The organism is Mucilaginibacter panaciglaebae (assembly GCF_039539265.1).
Taxonomy (GTDB): domain Bacteria; phylum Bacteroidota; class Bacteroidia; order Sphingobacteriales; family Sphingobacteriaceae; genus Mucilaginibacter; species Mucilaginibacter panaciglaebae.
In genome coordinates this window covers 479,518-500,894 of record NZ_BAABCV010000001.1, presented here as the reverse complement: position 1 = coordinate 500,894, position 21,377 = coordinate 479,518, and the positions used below count along the sequence as shown (strand labels likewise).

The following is a 21,377-nucleotide window of genomic DNA, read 5'->3' as shown; positions in this document are numbered from 1 at the left end:
ATTCGATATAGTTTGATGGTTGAGGCTGCTGTCTATTAATCTTTACTGGCAACTCGCCTTGATGAGCTCCAATTGTTCCAGATCCAGCTTTGTTGTTTGTAAAAATTTTCCACCAGATTGGTCAGCTTTCCAATTCGTTCTCTTCCTTTTAAAGCGGCAATTCCTTCCGTAGCGACTCTAAAGTCTTCATAGGATTGACGGATATTTATTTATACAATCCTGCCGAAGTGGAAGATATGCTTATCCATGTAAGTCCGGAATCTACATTTTTTCAGTTTCATCGTCTTTTCTGTTTTTAATTAAAAAATTAAAAACTATCGCTCTGTACGGGCAAGGTGAACCAGAAAGTAGAACCCTTTCCCAGCTCACTGTCTACACCAATTTCACCTCCATGGGCTTTAATGATTTGTGCTGATATATATAACCCAAGGCCCAGCCCGGGAGTTTGAGTGTTGCCTTTGTTAATCTGGTAATACCGGTCAAACAGATGTGGGATGTCTTCGGGGGGAATGCCCGCACCTTTATCGCTAACTGATATCTTAATATGGTCTTTTAACTGTTCCACACGAATTGCTATCTCTTCTGATGCGGGGGCATACTTAAGCGCATTGTTGACAAAGTTGACAATGACCTGGTCGATCTTATGCCTGTCTGCATATACTTCGATGGCAAGATCGCCACTGTGTGTCACGTAATGTCTTCGGTCTAACTGCACATGATTACAACATCCGTCTATTACGTCAGATAACGGGAAGCAGCGTTTATTGATTGATAGCTTCCCCTGTTCATATTTTGCGGTGTTTAAATAATCCTCAACTAAATGGGTAAGCTTTAAGGTATAAAGCTGTGCGTCGGCGGCCAGTTTGGCTATCTTTTCCGGAATGGCAGATTCGTTTTTGATCATCCGATTCATCAGTTGCAAAGATGCTTTTAAGCTGGTAATCGGTGTTTTTAGTTCATGTGTTGCTATCCCTATAAATTCGTCCTTTTGTAGGCGAAGATCATGCTTTTCTGTAATGTCCTCAATAATAGTGTACCCTAAAGTTTCGCCCTGATCAGGAAATAGTATAGAGGTTACCTGGCACCAAATCAGAGAGCCATCTTTCCTTATCAGCACAGTTTCCAAACTAAAGGATGGGGTTGCTTCTTTCCAAAGTTGTTTCTGAAGCATTTGCCAATGCTTATGATTTTCTTTTGGGGAATAGTCCAGAATCTGGGTTCCAATAATTTCCTCCTTACTGCTATAACCCAAAAGCGCTACCATGGCCGGATTAACCTGCACAATTTTGAGATCCGCGGTAATAACTTTGTTGCCAAGCCTTGAATATTCAAATATGGTACTAAACCTGGTTTGACTATTCTGGAATTCGGTTTTGTCTACCTGTGAATTATTAGATTGTAATTGCTGATTTTCATTTTTCAACCGCTCATTTTCATTTTTGAGTGCAATTATGGTTTCCTCGTGGTTTTCCTGATGCGTTTTTTGCGGTGCCATAATTAAAATATCATGTAAATATAATCTTTATGTATAAAAAACTTTAAATATGAATACAGTAATTCGGTCCTTATACTATTGGGCCACTTATCGGGTAATCAATTCGTTCATAATATAATCTACTCCAATATAGGTCTTTATAAAGGGGCGTTTTAATAACTAGCGAATATGGCTTTTGCGAGGTTGAAATGACATAAGCGAGACGAAGATTATCGATTGCTTTAAAGTAACACCCTCTTACAACAAATAAGTAAGTTATGCGTTTATATATTATAGTCTTCCAAAAGAGACTCTACAAAGTACCTGCTGTTTTTGGCTTAATATCCCATAAACGTTTACTGATTGAATACAAACGCAGCTTAATTTATGCGTAAGTCTCACCAGACAAATCCAGGCCGACAGTGAACCACCCTCTCTGTTTAATTTCCTGTCAACAGTTATGGAAAGCCATGCCTGTTATTAAATCATTTATACCAAATTTCCATGTTAATTATTCTTTCATTTTTTATTGCACACTGGTTCCTGTCACTTTTTTTTCAGACGTTTTTTCAGCACCGCTACGCCTCACACCGTATGTTTACCACAAGCAAGATCTGGGAACGCATATTTTATGTTTTGGCTTACCTTTTTGAAGGTGCATCTTTTTTAAATCCAAGAGCCTATGCACTAATGCACCGTGCGCACCATGCATTCAGCGACACTGAAAAAGATCCTCATTCGCCTCATTTCTTTGTAGATGTCTACCAGATGATGAAAGCGACTATTGTTACTTTCGGCGACTATGTCAAACGTATTAAAGACCCCGAGGCGCAGTTTCCAGGGCATTACCCTGAATGGCCGCTGATCGACCGCATGGGTTCATCTATCCTTTCCAGGATATTGTTTGGCGCAGCCTATACTACTTTCTATATCTTTTTCGCGCCATACTGGTGGCTATTCTTATTGCTGCCGATCCACTTTATGATGGGTCCCATTCATGGCGCTATTGTAAACTGGTGCGGCCATAAATACGGTTATGCTAATTTTGACAACAAGGATAAATCTAAAAATACTACCCCGTTTGATTTTTTAATGCTCGGCGAATTGTTCCAGAACAACCACCATAAGCATCCCAACAGCGCCAATTTTGGCAAGCGCTGGTTCGAGCTTGATCCGGTTTATCCGGTGATGAAACTGATGCATTGGATGCGTATCATCACTTTAAGAAAAGCTTATTAATAAACTAACATTAAAATAGAACACTTATGAGTAAAGACAAAGGCGGCAAGAATATCAAAAAAGCGCCGGCTACCGAAGGAAAAAAGACCACCTCAGATTACCAGGCTGGCAAAAAAACAGTATCGAAGGACGATTTAAACACAAAAAAAACCAAATAAGATGAATGATCAAACAGTGGAGTTCCAGGCTAAAGTATATGTTTATGATTTGAATAACTGCGCGCGGGAATTTGGCTTTAAGGCCGATGAAACCTGGGAAGTCGACATGGCTTCCAGCCGCGATAAAGCCGACATTGAAAAAAAATATTTCCCCACGTTATCTGCCAAAGTATTGCCAGAGATGCTTGCCGAGATGATGAGCTCCGTCAAATTTAAATTAAGCCAGCGGCTGGCGGGTATTGAAAAAAACACAGACGCAACCCATATCCGGCAGCAAGAGCTGCAATACCTGATTGCTTACAGCCCTAACCGGTTGCGCCGTTAATATGATATTTATAAAATTTTAAACAAATGCCATTTCTAGATCATGTCTTACAAACCCCTCCTGCGGATGGAAGGATGATAACGGGCGTTTGGTAAAGCCTAACGGGAAACAAAAGCAGTTCTACAAGGATTATCATCTTCCTTACCGCCAGAACAGGCGCTTAAAGATCAATCAACAGGAAATATGAAGTTTAAACAAATAGGGTACGTAATAAGTATGTACTTTTTACTGCCTGCTGCGCTGTATGCGCAGGATGCCTCCAATATGATCCCGAAGCAAAGCGCCGTCAAGGATACATCGCGGCAAACCGATCTGATAGATATTGCCAAGGAACTCTTTAAAATCAACCCACAGAAACCGCGGGTACAGCAGGAAAAGAAGATCTATTTCTCCATATTGCCCATTCCGGGTGCAGTGCCCGGGGGAGCAGGTCGCGCGCTGATTACCAGTACAACCGCCGGTACCTATCTCGGGCCGAAAAGCACAACCAATCTTTCCAGCGCTACTTTTGCGCCTTACTGGAATCTGCACGGCCGATACGGCTTACCACTGCGCACCAGTATCTGGCTAAAGGATAATGCCTGGAACATACAAGGAGATATTCGATTCCTGGTCTATCCACAAAACACCTGGGGCCTGGGAAGCAGCCATGCTTATAACGAGAAAACGTTGGTTGATAACAATTATATTCGTTTTTACCAAAGCGCGCTCAAACGCATTAAGCCTTATTTTTTTGCCGGTTTAGGCTATAACCTGGATTATCACAGTAATATTAAAAGCGACGATGCCGCAATTGACCTGCGACAGTTTACTGGCTATCCTTACGGCACGAAAAACAGTTCGGTTTCGTCAGGCGTGAGCCTTAATCTTCTCTATGATACCCGAAATAATTCCATCAATCCTTTACCAGGTAGTTATGTAAACGTAGTCTACCGGGTAAACCCGACGTTTATGGGCAGCGGTGATTATTGGAACTCTTTATATGTTGATGTAAGAAAATACGTCCCTTTAAACCCGAGTAATAAAAACCAACAGAATACACTGGCTTTTTGGTGTTATTATTGGACCGTATTGGGGAGTAACGCACCTTATCTTGATTTACCGAGTATTGGGTGGGACCCGTATAACCGCTCGGGCGAAGGGATTGATCAGAATCGTTACCGCGGGAAATCGCTATTCTACCTCGAAAGCGAATACAGACGCGATATTACCACCAACGGGCTTTTGGGCTTTGTGGTGTTTGCCAATGTGAATACTGTCAGTGGTTCAGGCACCTTGTTTAAATCCTGGCATCCGGCTGCTGGCACCGGTTTAAGAATTAAATTCAACAAAGGCTCTAATACCAATATTGGAATAGACTACGCCGCAAGTAAAGGCTATAATGCTGTAATACTGAATATTGGCGAATCTTTTTAACTGGCATTTAAATGGTGATTGAATTTTATCACATTGTATAAATTAAAGCAGTTTTTCTTTTGAAACCTCTATAGAGCTCTCACTGAGGAAGATTGTTATAAGTCCACTATCAGTGCATTCAGCCCTCCGGCTGAAGCGCATACAACGATTAGTTGGCAGGTTTAGGATTGAAAGTTTCGAATCGTGGTCTTCATAATTTATAAGAACATCAAAAATCACTAAAGTTCCATTAGGGAAACAGTCCGCTTATTTACAGAATTTATAGTATTACAAACAATAATAAAATGCTCATTTCAAAAATATATTGTAAGTTTGATTTAATTCGATTGTCTGCCATCTAAGAATTGTTTAAATTCTGCCACCGCTCTTTAAAATCCTACAATGTTAAAAGATGATCCCCACCATATCATTGCTATAGGCGCCTCCGCGGGCGGCATGGAAGAGATAAATTCTTTTTTTGACCATACGCCTTTAGATGGCGTTTCTTATATCATCGTGCAACATTTATCTTCTGATTTTAAGAGCAGAATGGTTGAACTGCTGGCAAAACACAGTAAGCTTAAAGTTGAACAGGCTGAAAATGGAATGACCGTACAATGCAATCAGGTGTATCTTATCCCAAGTGATAAGTTCATGACCATCCGGCATAATAAATTATATCTAACAGCTAAAGAAAAAGTTAAAGGGCCTCATTTAACGATCAATGCGTTCTTTAACTCTCTTGCGGAAGATTCCGGCAAAAAGGCAATTGGTATTATTCTGTCTGGCTTAGGTGCTGATGGCACTGAAGGCGTTAAGGCCATAAAAAAAGCTGGCGGCATGGTAATGGCGCGTGATCCCGAAACTTCGGAGTTTGGCAGCATGCCTTCCCATGCTATCGCGACCGGAGTGATAGATTTTGTCATGGAACCTATAGCCATGCCGGATGCCATAGAAGATTATGTAAAAAACGAAGGAAATTTAACTATTGATCAGGCTGATGATGAAAAGAACCTCGCGGCTATTATTGATCTGATCAAAGAAAGATCGCCGCTGGACTTTACAGATTATAAATTACCTACCATATTACGAAGGACTAAAAGAAGGGCTTCTTTCGGGAATTTTACAACGCTGGGAAATTATCTTGATTTTCTGAAAGTCACCCCAAAAGAGGTAGAGGCCCTGACCAAAGAATTTCTGATCAGCGTTACTTCGTTTTTCAGAGATAAAGAAGCTTTTGATTTTATAAAAAGCAAAGTATTACCCGGCATCCTCGAAAGTTTATCCCCTGCTGAGGAACTTAAAGTATGGGTAGCCGGTTGTGCAACCGGAGAAGAAGCCTATTCCATAGCCATATTGATAGCCGAGCAATTAACGGGCAGGTTAGCGGATACCGTAGTAAAGATTTTTGCTACAGACATTGACAGCGCTGCTTTAGTGCATGCAGGCAAGGCCGTTTATAATAAGAACATTTCAAAAAATGTACCTGCTGATCTGCTTGAAAAGTATTTCTTAAAAGAGGGAGATAATTACAGGGTAAAACCAGTCATTCGCAAGATGCTGATCTTTGCGCAGCATGACTTGGTTAAAAATCCTCCCTATTGTAATATGCACTTGATAAGCTGCCGTAACCTGCTGATTTATATGGCCCCTGTTTTGCAAAAGAAAGTATTTGCCATGTTACTCTTCGGACTAAAAAAAGGCGGGTATTTATTTTTAGGTTCCAGCGAAAACCCGATGCCCATTATCAAAAACCTGGAAGTGACCCATAAAAAATGGAAGATCTACAAGAACCTGGAAACAAAGCGGGCCGTAAGCTTTGATGCCTTTTCAATGCCTGAATTTTTGGATACCAAACCCAAGCCATCCCGCTTTTCGCACGAAGAAGCATCTAAAAATACAAACCATTCCTTGGCCGAAGCCATGCATGAAAGCCTGGCAAAAAAATTGGATTATTTTACAGTTTGTGTAGATGAGAATAACCAGGTGATCAAATCTTATGGAGATAGTACCAAGTATTTACTTCATAAACATTTCAGTTCAAACCTGGCAGAACTTTTACCAAAGCCGCTTGCGGTGGCTTTCAATGCGTTGAGCAAAAAGGCTTTAAAAACAAAGGACGGTGTTGTTTTAAACGGTATAAAGATCAAACGGGGGCAGGTTATCGTTAAGGTAAACCTGGCAGTAAGTCCTTTCGTAGTAAAAGGTGAAGAGAAATTATTACTGGTCACTTTCAGTGAAGATAGATCGGTTCCGTCCTTACAGAAAGATACTGTATATGATGAAAAAATATACCTTGATCAATACGTTGTTAACCTGGAAGAGGAATTAAAGGAATCAAAAGACAAACTTCATTTTTCCAATGAAAAGCTGGATGCCTCTAATGAAAACTTACAATCCTTCAATGAGGAACTGATCTCTGCTAATGAAGAAATGCAAAGTACCAACGAGGAAATGCAGTCCGTAAACGAAGAACTCCATACTATTAATGCAGATTACCAGCTAAAAAATAAAGAGTTGCTGGAAATTAACGACGATCTGAATAATTATTTCAGGAGCAATATCAACGGGCAGTTATTTATTGATAATGAGCTGCGGTTAATGAAATTTTCGCCAGGTACGGTAAAGCAGATCAACTTACTGGAAACGGATATTGGCAGACCGCTCAGCAATATTTCTACCAATATTAAATTTGAAACCATCATTGAGGATGTTAAAAAAGTATTGGCCGATGGGAGTGTAATCACCAAAGAAGTTGAAACAAATAATGGTAAATGGTACCAGGTCATGACCATGCCTTACGTGCAGCAGGCAGATCATAAAAATACCGGCGCTATTATTACTTTTAATGACATTACCGAACTAAAAAAAATACAGCAGGAATTAAATATTAGTAATAAAATGCTGGGGATTGCTATGGATTCAGCCGCAATGGGTATGTGGTCTATAGAACTACCAACCCGCGAATTTATTCCGTCCCAACGACTTAAAGAGATATTTGGCTTTCACCCTGATGAGCAAATGACCTATGAAGCGGCTATTGCCCAAATTGATAGTAAATACCGGAGTTTAGTGACCGATGCTGTGGAAGCCAACATTAGCCAGGGTATTAAATGTGATGTGGAATTTCCGCTACAGGGATTTCACGACGGAAAACTTCGCTGGGTAAGGGCCAGTGGTGACCTTTCCTATGATCAGGACGATAAGCTAACCTATTTTACAGGAGTATTGCATGATATAACCGTACATAAATTGGATGAGATCCGGAAAAACGACTTTATCGCTATGGTGAGCCATGAGTTGAGAACCCCGCTTACCTCATTGCAAGGATATATACAGCTGCTAACTTCCAGGGCAAAGAAAGCTGAAGATACTTTTAATGTGGATAAATTGGATAAGGCGCACATCCAGGTAAAGAAAATGACCGCCATGATCAACGGGTTTTTAAATGTTTCGAGCTTTGAAGCCGGGAAGATTTATTTAAATGAGCAGACATTCGAGATGAATGCCCTGCTGAACGAAATAGTGGAAGAGGTTACGCTGATAACCGCCAGCCACAACTTTGTAGTACTGCCAGGTCCAACGGTATCTGTTAAGGCGGATAGAGATAAGATCGGCCAGGTGGTTAATAATTTTTTAAGTAATTCGGTTAAGTATTCACCGAAAGGTAAAAATATCGAGATCTCCTGCAAGGAAGTGGAAGGCGATATCCAGGTAAGTGTAAAGGATGAAGGAATGGGCATAAAACCGCAGTATCAGGAAAAGTTATTTGACCGGTACTATCGGATAGAAAATATGAATACCCAAACCATTTCCGGTTTTGGTCTTGGTCTATATCTGTCTGCTGAAATTATCCAGCGACATAAAGGTAAAGTATGGGTGGAGAGTGAAATGGGCAAAGGATCAACATTTTACTTTAGTTTACCGCAATTTTAATAGACTTATCGTTTGCAGGAGGGCCTAAAAATGGTAATCGTAAAGGAATTTTATCAAACTTAATATTGGCATCATATTAGCGATGAAACATTAAGTATTGTGTCTTCTCCTGATTTATGAGTAAAAAAAATATTAATTATTGACGATGATCCTGACATTTTAAAAATTCTTTCTTTAGTATTAGTAGAGGCTGGGTATGAAGTGCGGATGTTATCTTGTGGTGATACCGTATTTGACGATATTAAAGACCTTCAGCCAGACCTCATATTAATGGACGTAATGCTTGCCGGAATGGATGGTCGCGAAATTTGTAAAAGTATAAAGGAAAATCATTTGACTAATTTACTGCCCGTTATTCTGATTTCCGGGACACATGACCTGGCTGAATCACTACTTCTTCCAGGTGGGCCAAATGATTTTGTTGCTAAACCTTTTGATATTGACCATTTACTTGCACGAGTAGAAAAACAACTTGTAGCCTGTTAATTATGTATGTTTATTGCGAACACAAAACGTTAGCTACAGTCAATATTTCATTGAACACCATCTCATATTCACCGGTTGTACAACCCAAAAGCGGGAGCCGGGTAAAAAGTCAAAGCCGAGCCGCTAAAAAACAAAATACAACTGGCAGATTGTATATGTTGAGTTTAATCCCAACGATGGCGACCTTTGCCGCACTGATAATTTGGAATGTATCCATAAGGTGGTGGCCAATATACCCCGGTGTTAAAGTAGATATTGATGTTATTAATAATGACTTTCATGCTGAATTTACTTTACTTGATATTCAAATTTCGGCGCGGGTAAAGCCGTACCGAACCCATAACACGGGTAATTTATTTATTTGGCCGTGTGGCTTACCCGCCATGCCCTGCTGCGTTCAGGTGTGCCGAAAGAGGTGATGAACACGCGGGCCATACTCAACTGTTAAGCAACCAAGAGCGTGTAGCCGGGTAAAAGTCAAGGGCGGGCGGGGCCGCTGAAAGCGAACAACTCCCGCCCGTTTATATACCCTTTACTTTTTATTCCGGCGTGGGCTATCTTCGCTGTACAGGTGAATATGGAATGTTCCACGAGTGGGATTAGTTAAATTATATATAAAGGAAATTAATTTAGGCGCAATCATGGGAATTAATTCATTATCAAGTACCATAAAAACAACAAATCTATTCTATGAAAAAACATTAATCATTGTTATTGATTTTAGGTCGTCTCTTTTTTACAGGTTGATTTTTACTCTTTAGCGCTGCTACCTTTTCATTTGCCAACCTACTTTCCTCGGCGGCTTGCTTCGCCGCAAAGGCAGCTTCGGACATTGTTTGCTGTTCATCAATATTGGCTTTTGCCTTTTTTATCAGGAAGTCGGCGTTACTGATATAAGCGGTATCAATATATTTTGCCACATTGGGATAAAAACCCCGCAATATCAAAAATTTGTTGGTTTCATCTGCCCGGCGGTTGTTCTCAATCCAGAGGCTTATTGAAATACCTGTTAAAATGGCCACGGCAACTAATAGCCCTATTATTGTGCGGACAACATATCTTGACTTCGTATCAAACTGGTGTGTATGCCTTACGGGTATTTCTTTTGGTACGGCCTTTATCTTTTCATTCAAACCGTTAATTTGATTTCCGAATTGATTTATCTGGTCATTATAAGCTAATATATTGACTGTTGGATAGCTCGCAGCTTGTGTTTCTAATTCTTTTACCCTCGGTTGTAGTTTATTCAGTTCCATGTTATCTACCTTCTGTTGGCGGTTTTCCAGGTCAGTTACTTTCTTGGCCAAACTGTCTATGATTTCTTCGTGCATGTTCTTTTCTTCCTGATATGGCATAATTTACTCCTTTCTATTGGTTAATGATTTTTAATAGTTAATTCCACGGCTTTGATCCTGGTCTTGATCCTGTCCCTTCTTCTTTTTTCTCCTGTAAGGTTTATCCGGTTCCGGCGTAATTACCGGCAGGTGCCCAAATGGGTTAAATGATAGGTGATTAGATTGCTCTTTGCCTGGTTGTTTATTGATGACCTCCCTTAGCTGCTGTCCCAAAGATAGACGTTGTTCTATGACTTGCTTCTGTTGTTGCTCTATCTGTTTGCTCAACTTACCGTAGCTTAAACTGCGGTCAATCTCTGACCCCTTGAATTTGTATTTACCCTTACTGAAACTAATACCTTGTTTCTCCAACGTGCCGCTTTTGTATTTAAACTGCATACCAATGCCCTGCTTTAACAGCTCCTGTTTGAGTTCGGCCATACTGCTAACCTTTTGGCTAACCGATTTGATGGTATCGTGCAATTCATATTTCAGTTTGTCTATGCCTTTTAATTGCTGACGGTTTACTTTTTCCTTGCCCTGGCCTATGTGCATACCATACTTCAAGGTTAGCTCTTTGCTGATCTTGACGTTTTTTAGGTGTTGAAAATTATCAGGTATCGACTTGCCCTCATTATCCACCCGGTTATAAACGATATGGACATGTGGGTGCTCTTTATCCTTGTGGCGCACCATTAAGACCTGTGTATCCTGAATTTTCATTTTCTGTAAATACTCCTTGGCGATGCTCACCATTTTTTCATCGTTTAATTTATCGCTGTCGCTCGGGCTCCAGCTTAAAGCAATATGCCCGACCGCCTGACCTAAACCGGGGTTCATCTTCCGCTGCATGTTAAAATCATCAATGGTATGCGCTATCTTATCGATGCGCACACCATCCGCATAGAGTATCGCTGCCTCCTTTTTAAGCACATTATATTGGATGCAGCCCCCAAAGCTTTTTCCGGGTTTAGGTATCTTGCCTATCATTGCTGTTGAAATATTTTAAGGCTTCATCTATTTCTATCAGAAGCTGACCGCATTTAGTCGCAATGGTTAACAAGCCGTCCCTATGAGCGAGTTTGGTTAACTGGTTTAGGTTGTTGGCCATTCCCGTAAGCATCCGCATGATTTGTAAATCTTCCGGTTTTAGCCTGGCGACAACTTTAGCTGTTCGGGCTGCTGCCCTTATCCAGTCACTTAAACGCATACCCGCGTCTTTGGCCTTAGCGGCCATAAAAAAACGTTCCGTTGCGGTAAGCCTAACCTTTACGTGAGTTTCCCGTTTGATCTTCACCTTCGGCCTGCCGCCTTTGTGTTTTGGTTTATCGGTCTTGGCCAGTAACTTATTGCTTGTTTCCATACACTTCACTCTGTATTAATCCCTTGACTTTTTGCCTTTTCCTTTTTGCAACCAACGGGCGCAAAAAGCAAGTTTGCCGTTCAGCCATAGGCTGTAACGGAGTTTTTGGGTACCAAAAACACAAACTTGCTCCTTACAACGGATAAAAAACCGCTGTCCCCGCAAGGGGGAATAGGCGGTATATCTGTATATTTCAAACCGCCTAAAAGCCCGTGGCTCTTAGGCTATCCCGGCCAATAAATCAGGCTGCCATTTGCCGGGTGAAAAGATGGTTGATATCGGATGTAGCCATACTTATCAAGCTCCCTGATGCACTTATGATAAGTGGCAATGGATGCGATTTTTGAAAACGCCATCACTATCTTTCGAGTAATGGCAAAAGGACTAACAAAGCCGTCCCGCTGCCAAAAAATAAATAAAGCCGTGAATAAGCTTACATGAGTTGCCAGTACCCGCTTGTCCGTTCCCATGCGTCTAATAATGTCGCTGTAACCAGTTAATTCTTTTGAAACAATCATTGCCCGTTCTCCTCCAAAACCTTATTGATGTCCTCTAACTTGTAGTACATGATGCTGCCCATTTTGGTAAAGCGTAACGTACCGTTGATACGTAGATTCTGTAAAGTGCCTGGTGATATATTTAGCATCTTCCTTACCTCGCTGCTCTTTAGCCATTTTTTAGGCTGGCTTTGTCCCGGCTGAATAATCTGTTTGATCTCTTTTAATAAATCTTCCAACCGCCTTAAATCTTCTCTTGTGACCAATTCCACATTCATCTGTCATCCTCCTTTAATCTTTAATAGTTTGTTGCATGGCATTGAGTACCTCACTTTTTTTGAAGTACACCCGTTTATGCAGGCGCAAATAGGGTAAGCCTTTTTTCATCCAGTCGGTAAGCGTTACCAATGACACGCCGAGTTCGGCGGCAAGCTCCTGCTTGGATAAAAGTTTTTCTGATTCCAGCGGCTGGCTGTCGCCTGTTTTAAAGTGTTCCTGTAGTTCTGCCCTGACTGCCTCGCGTATGCATTGGCTTAGGGCGTTTGTGCTGAATATTTCCATAGCCTTTGATTTTTAAATCAAATAACTGGCAAAAAGGCTATTTTTCGTTACCACGCAGATTCGCGTGGTTAAATTGGAGTGGTTTTAGTTAAGTTGCAATGCTGTGCAATTAACTCATTATCAATAAAATGATAGATGGGATTAAACAACGTGGTTAAGCGAAAAGCGAGCTATATTAGCTTCGTTTTTTCGCTTCAACTATTTGGAAAAGCTGTGATTTAGTGGGAACTGCGGCTGACCTGCCGCTGGGTTCATCAGGATTGCCGGGGAAATATCGCCGAATGGTCTCAAACTTAATTTCCTTATTGCCATGCCTGAAATTCTTACAGATCATCTTTGTCCAGACGGATTGTGTTTGTGAAAATACAAGTTCCTTACCATTCATTTCTAAGCCTTGCATCTTCTTTGCGAGGTCAATCACGGTCAAAAGATAGCCCTCTTGGATATTTATAAAGTCTTCGGTTTCAAGTTTCCTTGCGGCTTTAAGTTCCTCTTTTAGCTCGGCGTTTTGTTCTTTCAGGCTTCTGATTTCACCCTCTTTATCTGCAATGATTTCATCTTTGGTTCGGCCTGTATTCCATTGGTCAATAATTTTAAGGTAAGCTAAGAAACTTTTTAAGTGCTGTTTATTTCTGAATTCCATTGCATGCCTGGAAGTGTAGCGGTTTTTTACTTTCAGTTCGGCGGTGGCATCGTCAATTATTTCCCAAACGTGTGTGAAAAATTCTTTTTCTTCGGCATCGGGATAAAGCTTTAGGAAATTATCCAGATGATATTGATAAAAAGCAGGAAATTCTGCTTCCTGCTTATCATATAACCTATATAAAAAATGATTGTCTTCGTTATCTTTTGGCCAAAACAAGGGACGGCCTATATCGTTAGTGTCTTGGGAAAAATCAGCCCAATGACGATGTTTAAAATATTGTGCTCTCATAAACCTGTTTCTTAGATAGATAACAAATTTACTATAAAGCTTTGTTTTCAAATGATTCTTAAAAACCGTCTGGTTTAAAGCCAATTACTTTGCGTTGCGGTTGGTTGTCTTTTTTATCGATTAGCTCGTCAAGGTAACGGAATACTATTTCCATATTCTTATCCTGATTATCAAGCTTGGATTTTATCTTTTCAATAGCTAACCAAACTTCCGTTTGTTCAGCGTAAACCTCTCTTAGCCGAACAAATACATCTATAATCCGAATACTTACCTGTACAGCGCTTTCACTTTTAAGCACATTAGATAACATTAAAATACCATGTTCTGAAAAAACAAATGGCAGGTATTTGGAATGTTCACCTTTCTTTAAGGTTGCATTTTGCGACCTTAAAAGTTCATTTTCTTCTTTTGTCAACTCAAACATATAGTGGTTTGGAAATCTGTTAAGATTTCTGTTAACCTGTTGCTTGAGCTTTTTGGTTTCTGTACCATACAATTCCGCCAAATCCTTATCAAGCATTACTTTTTGTCCTCTGATGTAAAATATTTTAGTCATGATGACTTCATCAGGTATAATTTGATTTTCCATTTTAATATGTTGGGTGATTAATGAAATTCTCTAAGGTCACAAAATGTGACCTTAGAGATCATAAAATTAAATTGCGGCGTATTTCTGTCTAATGGCGGCCATGTCCCGGCTAACTTTTAAATCCAATATTTTAGCGTAGTGTTGTGTAGTTTTAATATTGGTATGACCTAACATTTTGCTTACGCTCTCTATGGGTACACCGTTGGATAGTGTAACGGTAGTAGCAAAAGTATGTCGGGCAATGTGAAAAGTCAAAGGTTTATCTATGCCACAAATTCCTGCTATTTCTTTTAAATAAGCATTCATTTTTTGATTGGTACTTACCGGCAGGGCTTTACCTAAATTACTGCAAATTGGATGATCTGTGTATTTATCAAGTAGAGTTAAGGCAGATGGTAATAATGGAATACGGCTTGGGGTATCTGTTTTTTTACGTTTTGTGAATATCCACATCTCACCGTCTGGCCCTGTAACAATCTCATTTCTCTTAAGCTTATTTACATCAGCATAAGCTAATCCCGTAAAACAACAAAATAAAAAAATATCCCTTACCTGGTTTAAGCGCTCTGTTGAAAATACTTTGTTAGCCATAGCTTGTAAATCATCGCCACTAAGGAAAACCCTGTCAACCTGTTTAATTCTTATTTTGTAATTAATAAATGGGTCTTTGTCTAACCATCCGCTTGACAGACAGATACCAACAATTTTTTTAAAATTCTTTATATACTTAAAAGCAGAGTTATTTGCGCAATTACGTTCTGAACGGAGATAAAACTCATAATTGGCAATAAAATCATGGTCAATTTTTTTAATATCTATATCCGACACTTTGTATTGCCACTGCAAATATTCTTGCGTATGTTTTAGTGAGGTTTGATAGCGAATAGATGTACCTGCGGCATACTCTTTACCAACTAATGCTGCAATTTTCTTATTATGGTCTTTAAATATGTCTATGAGCATTCTCGCTTTTTCGCTTTTCCCCAATAGTTTATCCCTAAGAGTTTCAGCGGTAATAATGCTTTTTGTTTCAGTCAATTGACTGTGCGCCTCGTAAACTTGTTTTTGCAACGTGTCTAAATAGGCATTAAAGGATTTAGTGTCCTCCTTAGTCCCTTTTAATCTGCCCGCAATGCTGTTCCATAGACTTGGCTCACATTCCCGCCCTGTCGTAGTTTCGGAACGTTTACCGTTTACGGTAATACGTAGATAAATCGGCACCAGGCCGGCTTGATAGTTTTTTGGCTTTTTTAAATAAAAAAGCAAGCTGAAATTAGTTTTCATAATGTTTTAAGCATTAAAAAGTGAAACAAAATTAAGCTTGCAATCACACCTGTACAAGATGTTCAAAATTTAAACACGTTGATTATCAAAGGGATATGTCGTATTGGTGAGTAAGGAACTTTTAAAACTTACTCACCGAATTACGCTCCTTTTTATTACGAATTGGTGAATAATATAGCCATTTGACTAAAAAACAAAAGCCTGCAATCATTTGATTTGCAGGCTTTTAGTCTGTCTTAACATTGAACTTAGTGGAGCCGGAGGGATTCGAACCCTCGTCCAAACATGGTATAAGGTACGCTTTCTACATGCTTAGCGTCTGTTTAATTGTCGGGAAGGGGAAGGTCAGCAGCCTACCTGTACCGTCTTCCTTAGGTGCTTTGTTTCGCCGATTGCCCACACCTTACAATCAGCTATTTTCATTTTTCGATGCCCCGATTGCCGATCCAATGAAACGGAAAACCGGCGGGACAAAAGCTATGCTAATTCTAAATTAGGCAGCTAAGGCGTAGTTATTTTCGCCATTTGTAGTTTTGAACGTTCAGATTAAAGCGCTAATTCGTCCAACGCGCTGCATGCTTACATACTTATCTCCATCCTGTCAATTCCGGTCGACCCCTGTATTTTGAGGTAAAAGCTGAAAGAATAAAGCTTAAAGCGATTACAAATATACAAAACTCAGGCCAAAGGTATAGCTTATAAAATGCTTTCGGCTTTCTGCTTTCGGTTTTCTGCTGTAACTCTGCCGGGGTAAACTTTTAAAGCTTCTTCCAAACACTTCATCGCTTTGGCCAGATCATTATTATTCAATACGTAAGCCAACCGAACTTCGTTTAATCCTGCGCCTGGAGTACTGTAAAACCCTGTTGCTGGCGCCATCATTACCGTTTGGTTTTCATAGCTGAATTCTTCAAGCATCCACTGGCAAAATTTGTCTGAGTTATCAATGGGCAATTGAGCCATTACATAAAATGCACCACCGGGATTGGGGCAAAATACGCCTTCCATATTGTTAAGTGCGTTTACCACTGTATTGCGGCGGGCTGTATACTCGGCTTTTACGCGCTCAAAATATTCGTCGGGTGTGTCTATAGCCGCTTCGCCGGCAATTTGTTCAACCAGGCCGGGGCTTAGCCGCGCTTGCGCAAATTTGATAGCTGTTTCCCAGAACTTTCTGTTTTTGGTAATGATACAACCCAGGCGGGCACCGCAGGCGCTGTAACGCTTGCTTACCGTATCAATGATGATCACGTTTTCATCCAACCCATCCAAATGCATGGGCGATACAAAAGGTTGATCGTTGTAACAAAATTCGCGATAAGCTTCATCTGCAAATAAATACAGATCATGCTTTAATACCAGCGCTTTCAGAGCTTCCATTTCCTCGCGAGAGTAGAGGTAGCCTGTTGGGTTATTAGGGCTGCAGATAAAGATAGCGCGGGTTTTATCAGTAATGGTTTTTTCAAACTCGCTGATAGGCGGTAATGCGAAACCATTGGTGATGTGCGATAATATCGGCCTAACTACAATATCGCTCTGGCTGGCAAAGCTATTGTAATTAGCATAAAATGGCTCGGGTACAATCACTTCATCACCGGCATCCAGGCAGGTCATAAAGGTAATGGATATCGCTTCCGAACCACCGGCAGTAACAATGATATCTTCCGGGGTGATGTTGTATCCTGCTTTATTGTAATACTTGGTAAGTTGTTTACGATAAGACAAGGTGCCTTCTGATGGCGTATAGGCCCAAACTTTAAAATCGATATTTTTAACGGCTTGTATCATCCCCACAGGGGTTTCAATATCCGGTTGTCCAATATTAAGGTGGTAAACAGTTCTGCCATTAAGCTTAGCTTGATCGGCATAGGGAGTTAATTTTCTGATCGGGGAGGCGGGCATCCGCTGTCCCTTACGAGAGATATTTGGCATTTGGCAAAAATAGAAAAAAGATGAATTTTATTTTGATGAAACTGGTTGTTTATATAATTAAATTATACATAAACAGAAAAGGCCCGAATTTTCGGGCCTTTTCTGTTTTATTAAGTGACCCTTTATTCTGTAGAGATTAAAGGGTTAAGTCTGAAATCGCTACTTCGTACTTGGTGCCGCCGCTTTGGCTACAACTTCGCCTATAATTGTTAAATATTTTTGTGGAGTTTTTGCATTGCTGGTAACCACAATGGTTTTGCTAAATGGTGCTGCTACCGCCGCATTATAAGTAATGGTAATTTTACCGTTTGCACCTTTTTTTACCGGAGTTTTAGTATAATCTGCAATGGTGCAACCACAAGTTGGTTTTACTTCAGTTAAAATAAGCGGATCATTACCCACGTTGGTGAAAGTAAATACAGTAGTAACTGGTGTACCTTGAGGCACTTTACCGAAGTCGTGTTTTTCTTCGTTAAATTTAAACTCAGGTTTGTTGGCGTCCTGTGCAGTATTATCTTGTGCGGATACATTCAGAACAAATCCTAAAACTACTGCGCACATTAAAAATAATTTTTTCATAACGTATGTTTGATTATTACAAAGATATAAGGTTTAACCAAACTATCAATTTTTGGTTTCAAATAATGACCTCTTTGTGTGGCTTATACGGTTATTTGCACTGTTTTGTTGGTTTCAAAACAGATTTGTTACAATGTGAGCGGTAAGCTATAGTTGCCTTTATGGTATTGTGCCATTAAATACTTTTTATATGTTTGCCAATGTCAGGTGTGGGCGGTTAACTTATGTGCTCATCAAAACAGCTGCTTTAATGTGGATAAAAACTTATAGCGCAAAGTGCTTGTTTTGATTGATAGTTATGCCGATTACCAAATAGAATTTTTTAATTTTACAGACTAAATAAACGCTTATGCCCGAAACTGCAAATCCTGGTACCAGTAAAATTGATCTTACTGAGCTAAGTTTTGATGATTTCAAGAATGTAGTAATCAATGACTATCGTATAGCTTATGAAAGCCGGCAGGCCAGCTTAATAGGCCGCCGTGAGGTGCTGACGGGCAAAGCTAAATTTGGCATATTTGGCGACGGTAAAGAAGTTGCCCAGATAGCTATGGCAAAAGCGTTTAGAAAAGGCGACTGGCGCGCCGGCTATTATCGCGACCAGACTTTCATGTTTGCTACAGGCATGAGTAACCTCCCTGAGTTCTTCGCGCAGTTATATGCTCATCCGGATATCAATGAAGACCCGTCATCGGGTGGCAGGCAAATGAACTGTCATTACGCTACGCGTTTTATTGATGCAGATGGCGGTTGGAAAAATCAGGTTGAAAGCCTCAACTGCTCCTCCGATATGTCTACTACCGGCGGTCATATGCCGCGTTTGCTTGGTTTGGCTTTTGCATCAAAATTATATCGCCAGAATAAAGAATTAGCCGGAATGAACAATTTTTCAATCAACGGCAATGAGGTTGCTTTCGGAACCATAGGTAACGGCGCTACTTCTGAAGGTTTGTTTTTTGAAGTATTTAATGCTGCCGGGGTACTGCAGGTGCCTATGGCTATTTCTATTTGGGACGACGCTTACGCGATATCTGTTCCGGCTAATATACAAACTACCAAAGGCGATATTTCTGAAGTGCTGAAAGGCTTCCAGCGCGAAGACGGTACCAACGGTTACGAGATATTTAAAGTTCGGGGTTGGGATTATGTAGCCCTTTGCGAAACTTATGAGCGGGCTATAGCTTATTGCCGCACCGAGCACGTACCGGTGCTGATTCATGTGGTGGAGATGACACAGCCGCAAGGCCACTCAACATCGGGTTCGCATGAGCGTTATAAGAGTAAAGACCGTTTAGCCTGGGAAAACGAACACGACTGCCTGTTACAAATGCGCAACTGGATGTTGGAGTCGGCAATTATTGCTGAGGATGATCTTTCGTTTTTAGAAGACGAAGCCAAAAAATATGTTCGTCAATGCCAGCGCGACGCCTGGAACAACCTGTCTGACAAAATTAAAATAGAGATAGACGAGGTTGCAAACCTCATCAGCGAGCTGGCGCAGGTGTCGGCTTACGGTAACGACCTGGAAGCTATCAATGCCGAGTTACTGGCATGCGTTGATCCGGGGCGTAAAGACACTACCACAGCGGTGCGCAAAGCCTTACGTTTAACGATTACCGAAACATTTGCAGAAAAAAATGCTTTGACTAACTGGCTGGAGCAGGAAAACGAGACAAATGCAGATCGTTATAACTCAAAATTGTTTAGTAATTCACCGGCATCGCCATTAAAAGTACCGGTTGTGCCTGCGCAATACCCTGCAGATGCACAATTGCTTGATGGCCGCGAGGTATTAAACGCTTGCTTTGATGCCAATTTTACCCGCGATAAGAGGGTAGTGGCTTTTGGTGAAGACGTTGGCGCCATTGGCGACGTGAACCAGGGATTTGCCGGTTTACAAAGTAAATACGGTAATCTGCGTATTTTTGATACAGGTATCCGCGAGTCGGCTATTATAGGTAAGGGTATGGGGTTGGCTATGCGCGGCCTTAAACCAATTGCAGAGATACAATATGTAGATTATGTGCTTTACGCCATGACCGTGTTAAGTGATGACCTGGCAAGTTTAAGCTATCGCACAGCAGGGGGGCAAAAAGCGCCGGTGATTGTACGTACCCGGGGCCATCGTTTAGAAGGTATCTGGCATTCTGGCTCGCCGCTTGGAATTATTTTGAATGCTATGCGTGGCTTACATGTTTGCGTTCCGCGCGATATGACACAAGCAGCCGGCATGTACAATACCCTGTTGCGCGGAGACGAGCCGGCAATTATTATAGAGTGTCTGAACGGCTATCGTCTTAAAGAAAAATTGCCGTCAAACGTTGGTGATTTTACGGTACCGCTGGGCAAAGCAGAGATCATGCGCGAAGGCCCGGATATGACCGTGGTATCATATGGCTCTACGCTTCGTATAGTACTTGAAGCTGCTGTTGAACTGGAAAAATTAGGTGTTCATATCGAGGTCATCGATCCGCAAACTTTATATCCGTTTGATATTGATAACGTTTGTGGTAACTCGCTTTATAAAACCAATAAATTATTAGTAGTTGATGAGGATCTGCCCGGCGCGGCATCGGCTTATATACTGCATAATATCCTGGAAACGCAAAAAGGTTATTATGCTTTAGATGCGCCTCCGCGTACACTGACTGCCAAAGATCACCGCCCGCCTTATGGCTCGGACGGCGATTATTTTACAAAGCCCTCTGCCGATGATGTTGTGGAGCTGGTTTATGGCATGATGAGCGATAGCAATCCAGGCAAATATCCCCCGATTTATTAGTCGACAAGGTGTGGGCAATCATCCTAGCAACGACGAAGCCGGTATGGTTTGGCTCCCTTACCGCCGGTATGAATTAACAAGCAAATTATCGCCTGAGCAGATCAAAGAAAAATTGCAGGAAGGCGATTCGGAATATACCGCTGATTTTTTACCGGATTATATCCGCCTTAAAGAACAGGATATGTTCAGTTTCGGAGCATATTCCCGATCGTTTAAGCCTCAGGCAAAATTATATTTAACAGTAACGACGGACGGTACCAAAGCCAGCGTTGTACTAAAACCGGCAGCAAAAGTTATTTTGATATCATGCCTCGTTATCATCTTGTTATTGGCCAGTATAGCGTTTTCAAAAAGAAGCGATTTAAGTACGGGAAGATATAAAGAAACAGCGGTAGCCTGTTTTGGCATACTGGTGTTTGGTTATCTGTTGCCGGTAGTAGCCTTTAATGCCGACTTATCGAAATTCAAACTATTTATTGCCAACCTTCTGGAAGTTGAACAAGATTAAT

The 21,377-nt window shown here is 40.9% G+C and carries 20 protein-coding genes and 1 other RNA gene; 8 read left to right on the top strand and 13 right to left on the bottom strand.

From position 1 onward, the window contains the following. Positions 1–307: 307 nt before the first annotated feature. Positions 308–1,495, bottom strand: a complete 1,188-nt coding sequence (locus tag ABD772_RS02290) for an ATP-binding protein (RefSeq protein WP_345100802.1) — start codon at positions 1,493–1,495, stop codon at positions 308–310. A gap of 483 nt (positions 1,496–1,978) precedes the next feature. Between ABD772_RS02290 and ABD772_RS02285 the strand changes: the two genes are divergently transcribed. The 6 genes from ABD772_RS02285 to ABD772_RS02260 all read left to right on the top strand — a co-directional run bounded on the left by ABD772_RS02285 (position 1,979) and on the right by ABD772_RS02260 (position 9,013). Beyond that, positions 1,979–2,713 (top strand): acyl-CoA desaturase, encoded by a 735-nt coding sequence (locus ABD772_RS02285; RefSeq protein WP_345100801.1) that lies wholly within the window; start codon positions 1,979–1,981, stop codon positions 2,711–2,713. A 26-nt stretch (positions 2,714–2,739) separates the two neighbouring features. After that, a complete protein-coding gene (locus ABD772_RS02280; RefSeq protein ID WP_345100800.1) occupies positions 2,740–2,871 on the top strand; it encodes a hypothetical protein in 132 nt (43 codons plus the stop codon). Position 2,872: 1 nt separating this feature from the next. Continuing rightward, positions 2,873–3,196, top strand: a complete 324-nt coding sequence (locus tag ABD772_RS02275; protein WP_345100799.1) for a hypothetical protein — start codon at positions 2,873–2,875, stop codon at positions 3,194–3,196. A 183-nt stretch (positions 3,197–3,379) separates the two neighbouring features. Continuing rightward, positions 3,380–4,612, top strand: coding sequence for a BamA/TamA family outer membrane protein (locus ABD772_RS02270; protein WP_345100798.1), 1,233 nt, complete (start codon positions 3,380–3,382; stop codon positions 4,610–4,612). A gap of 381 nt (positions 4,613–4,993) precedes the next feature. Beyond that, entirely contained in the window at positions 4,994–8,527 is a 3,534-nt protein-coding gene (locus ABD772_RS02265) for a chemotaxis protein CheB (protein WP_345100797.1), read from the top strand. Between the two features lie 129 nt (positions 8,528–8,656). Further along, positions 8,657–9,013 carry a response regulator gene (locus ABD772_RS02260; RefSeq protein ID WP_345100819.1) on the top strand — a complete coding sequence of 119 codons (357 nt, stop codon included), beginning with the start codon at positions 8,657–8,659 and terminating at the stop codon, positions 9,011–9,013. A gap of 701 nt (positions 9,014–9,714) precedes the next feature. Here ABD772_RS02260 and ABD772_RS02255 read toward each other — a convergent pair. The 12 genes from ABD772_RS02255 to ABD772_RS02200 all read right to left on the bottom strand — a co-directional run bounded on the left by ABD772_RS02255 (position 9,715) and on the right by ABD772_RS02200 (position 18,086). Next, positions 9,715–10,368 (bottom strand): hypothetical protein, encoded by a 654-nt coding sequence (locus ABD772_RS02255; RefSeq protein WP_345100796.1) that lies wholly within the window; start codon positions 10,366–10,368, stop codon positions 9,715–9,717. A 30-nt stretch (positions 10,369–10,398) separates the two neighbouring features. Beyond that, positions 10,399–11,337: a relaxase/mobilization nuclease domain-containing protein gene (locus ABD772_RS02250; protein ID WP_345100795.1), complete on the bottom strand. Its 939-nt coding sequence runs from the start codon at positions 11,335–11,337 to the stop codon at positions 10,399–10,401. Then, entirely contained in the window at positions 11,318–11,710 is a 393-nt protein-coding gene (locus ABD772_RS02245) for a plasmid mobilization protein (protein ID WP_345100794.1), read from the bottom strand. Before ABD772_RS02245 ends, ABD772_RS02250 begins: the two co-directional genes overlap by 20 nt. Positions 11,711–11,934: 224 nt before the next feature. Continuing rightward, positions 11,935–12,228, bottom strand: coding sequence for a hypothetical protein (locus ABD772_RS02240; RefSeq protein WP_345100793.1), 294 nt, complete (start codon positions 12,226–12,228; stop codon positions 11,935–11,937). Continuing rightward, positions 12,225–12,485: a helix-turn-helix domain-containing protein gene (locus ABD772_RS02235; protein WP_345100792.1), complete on the bottom strand. Its 261-nt coding sequence runs from the start codon at positions 12,483–12,485 to the stop codon at positions 12,225–12,227. Before ABD772_RS02235 ends, ABD772_RS02240 begins: the two co-directional genes overlap by 4 nt. A gap of 13 nt (positions 12,486–12,498) precedes the next feature. Beyond that, positions 12,499–12,768 (bottom strand): helix-turn-helix transcriptional regulator, encoded by a 270-nt coding sequence (locus ABD772_RS02230; RefSeq protein WP_345100791.1) that lies wholly within the window; start codon positions 12,766–12,768, stop codon positions 12,499–12,501. 175 nt (positions 12,769–12,943) lie between these two features. Then, the gene (locus ABD772_RS02225) at positions 12,944–13,702 is read right to left on the bottom strand and encodes an SH3 domain-containing protein (protein ID WP_345100790.1); all 759 of its coding nucleotides are present in this window, start codon (positions 13,700–13,702) and stop codon (positions 12,944–12,946) included. Positions 13,703–13,760: 58 nt separating this feature from the next. Continuing rightward, positions 13,761–14,291 (bottom strand): ORF6N domain-containing protein, encoded by a 531-nt coding sequence (locus ABD772_RS02220; protein WP_345100789.1) that lies wholly within the window; start codon positions 14,289–14,291, stop codon positions 13,761–13,763. Between the two features lie 66 nt (positions 14,292–14,357). Further along, positions 14,358–15,575, bottom strand: coding sequence for a site-specific integrase (locus ABD772_RS02215; protein WP_345100788.1), 1,218 nt, complete (start codon positions 15,573–15,575; stop codon positions 14,358–14,360). 249 nt (positions 15,576–15,824) lie between these two features. Continuing rightward, positions 15,825–16,194: a transfer-messenger RNA gene (gene ssrA, locus ABD772_RS02210) on the bottom strand. Positions 16,195–16,271: 77 nt separating this feature from the next. Further along, entirely contained in the window at positions 16,272–17,507 is a 1,236-nt protein-coding gene (locus tag ABD772_RS02205; RefSeq protein ID WP_345100787.1) for a pyridoxal phosphate-dependent aminotransferase, read from the bottom strand. 159 nt (positions 17,508–17,666) lie between these two features. Beyond that, positions 17,667–18,086: a DUF1573 domain-containing protein gene (locus ABD772_RS02200; RefSeq protein WP_345100786.1), complete on the bottom strand. Its 420-nt coding sequence runs from the start codon at positions 18,084–18,086 to the stop codon at positions 17,667–17,669. Positions 18,087–18,435: 349 nt separating this feature from the next. Here ABD772_RS02200 and ABD772_RS02195 point away from each other — a divergent pair, with 349 nt between their 5' ends. Together ABD772_RS02195 and ABD772_RS02190 are read left to right on the top strand one after the other, a co-directional pair. Continuing rightward, positions 18,436–20,868 (top strand): alpha-ketoacid dehydrogenase subunit alpha/beta, encoded by a 2,433-nt coding sequence (locus ABD772_RS02195; RefSeq protein WP_345100785.1) that lies wholly within the window; start codon positions 18,436–18,438, stop codon positions 20,866–20,868. Between the two features lie 10 nt (positions 20,869–20,878). Next, positions 20,879–21,376, top strand: a complete 498-nt coding sequence (locus ABD772_RS02190) for a hypothetical protein (RefSeq protein WP_345100784.1) — start codon at positions 20,879–20,881, stop codon at positions 21,374–21,376. Position 21,377: the final 1 nt, after the last annotated feature.

Bases quoted from the DNA above. Each gene is read 5' to 3' on its own strand.
- ABD772_RS02290 (WP_345100802.1), bottom strand. From the start codon at position 1,495: ATGGCACCGCAAAAAACGCATCAGGAAAACCACGAGGAAACCATAATT.
- ABD772_RS02285 (WP_345100801.1), top strand. From the start codon at position 1,979: ATGTTAATTATTCTTTCATTTTTTATTGCACACTGGTTCCTGTCACTT.
- ABD772_RS02280 (WP_345100800.1), top strand. From the start codon at position 2,740: ATGAGTAAAGACAAAGGCGGCAAGAATATCAAAAAAGCGCCGGCTACC.
- ABD772_RS02275 (WP_345100799.1), top strand. From the start codon at position 2,873: ATGAATGATCAAACAGTGGAGTTCCAGGCTAAAGTATATGTTTATGAT.
- ABD772_RS02270 (WP_345100798.1), top strand. From the start codon at position 3,380: ATGAAGTTTAAACAAATAGGGTACGTAATAAGTATGTACTTTTTACTG.
- ABD772_RS02265 (WP_345100797.1), top strand. From the start codon at position 4,994: ATGTTAAAAGATGATCCCCACCATATCATTGCTATAGGCGCCTCCGCG.
- ABD772_RS02255 (WP_345100796.1), bottom strand. From the start codon at position 10,368: ATGCCATATCAGGAAGAAAAGAACATGCACGAAGAAATCATAGACAGT.
- ABD772_RS02250 (WP_345100795.1), bottom strand. From the start codon at position 11,337: ATGATAGGCAAGATACCTAAACCCGGAAAAAGCTTTGGGGGCTGCATC.
- ABD772_RS02245 (WP_345100794.1), bottom strand. From the start codon at position 11,710: ATGGAAACAAGCAATAAGTTACTGGCCAAGACCGATAAACCAAAACAC.
- ABD772_RS02240 (WP_345100793.1), bottom strand. From the start codon at position 12,228: ATGATTGTTTCAAAAGAATTAACTGGTTACAGCGACATTATTAGACGC.
- ABD772_RS02235 (WP_345100792.1), bottom strand. From the start codon at position 12,485: ATGAATGTGGAATTGGTCACAAGAGAAGATTTAAGGCGGTTGGAAGAT.
- ABD772_RS02230 (WP_345100791.1), bottom strand. From the start codon at position 12,768: ATGGAAATATTCAGCACAAACGCCCTAAGCCAATGCATACGCGAGGCA.
- ABD772_RS02225 (WP_345100790.1), bottom strand. From the start codon at position 13,702: ATGAGAGCACAATATTTTAAACATCGTCATTGGGCTGATTTTTCCCAA.
- ABD772_RS02220 (WP_345100789.1), bottom strand. From the start codon at position 14,291: ATGGAAAATCAAATTATACCTGATGAAGTCATCATGACTAAAATATTT.
- ABD772_RS02215 (WP_345100788.1), bottom strand. From the start codon at position 15,575: ATGAAAACTAATTTCAGCTTGCTTTTTTATTTAAAAAAGCCAAAAAAC.
- ABD772_RS02205 (WP_345100787.1), bottom strand. From the start codon at position 17,507: ATGCCAAATATCTCTCGTAAGGGACAGCGGATGCCCGCCTCCCCGATC.
- ABD772_RS02200 (WP_345100786.1), bottom strand. From the start codon at position 18,086: ATGAAAAAATTATTTTTAATGTGCGCAGTAGTTTTAGGATTTGTTCTG.
- ABD772_RS02195 (WP_345100785.1), top strand. From the start codon at position 18,436: ATGCCCGAAACTGCAAATCCTGGTACCAGTAAAATTGATCTTACTGAG.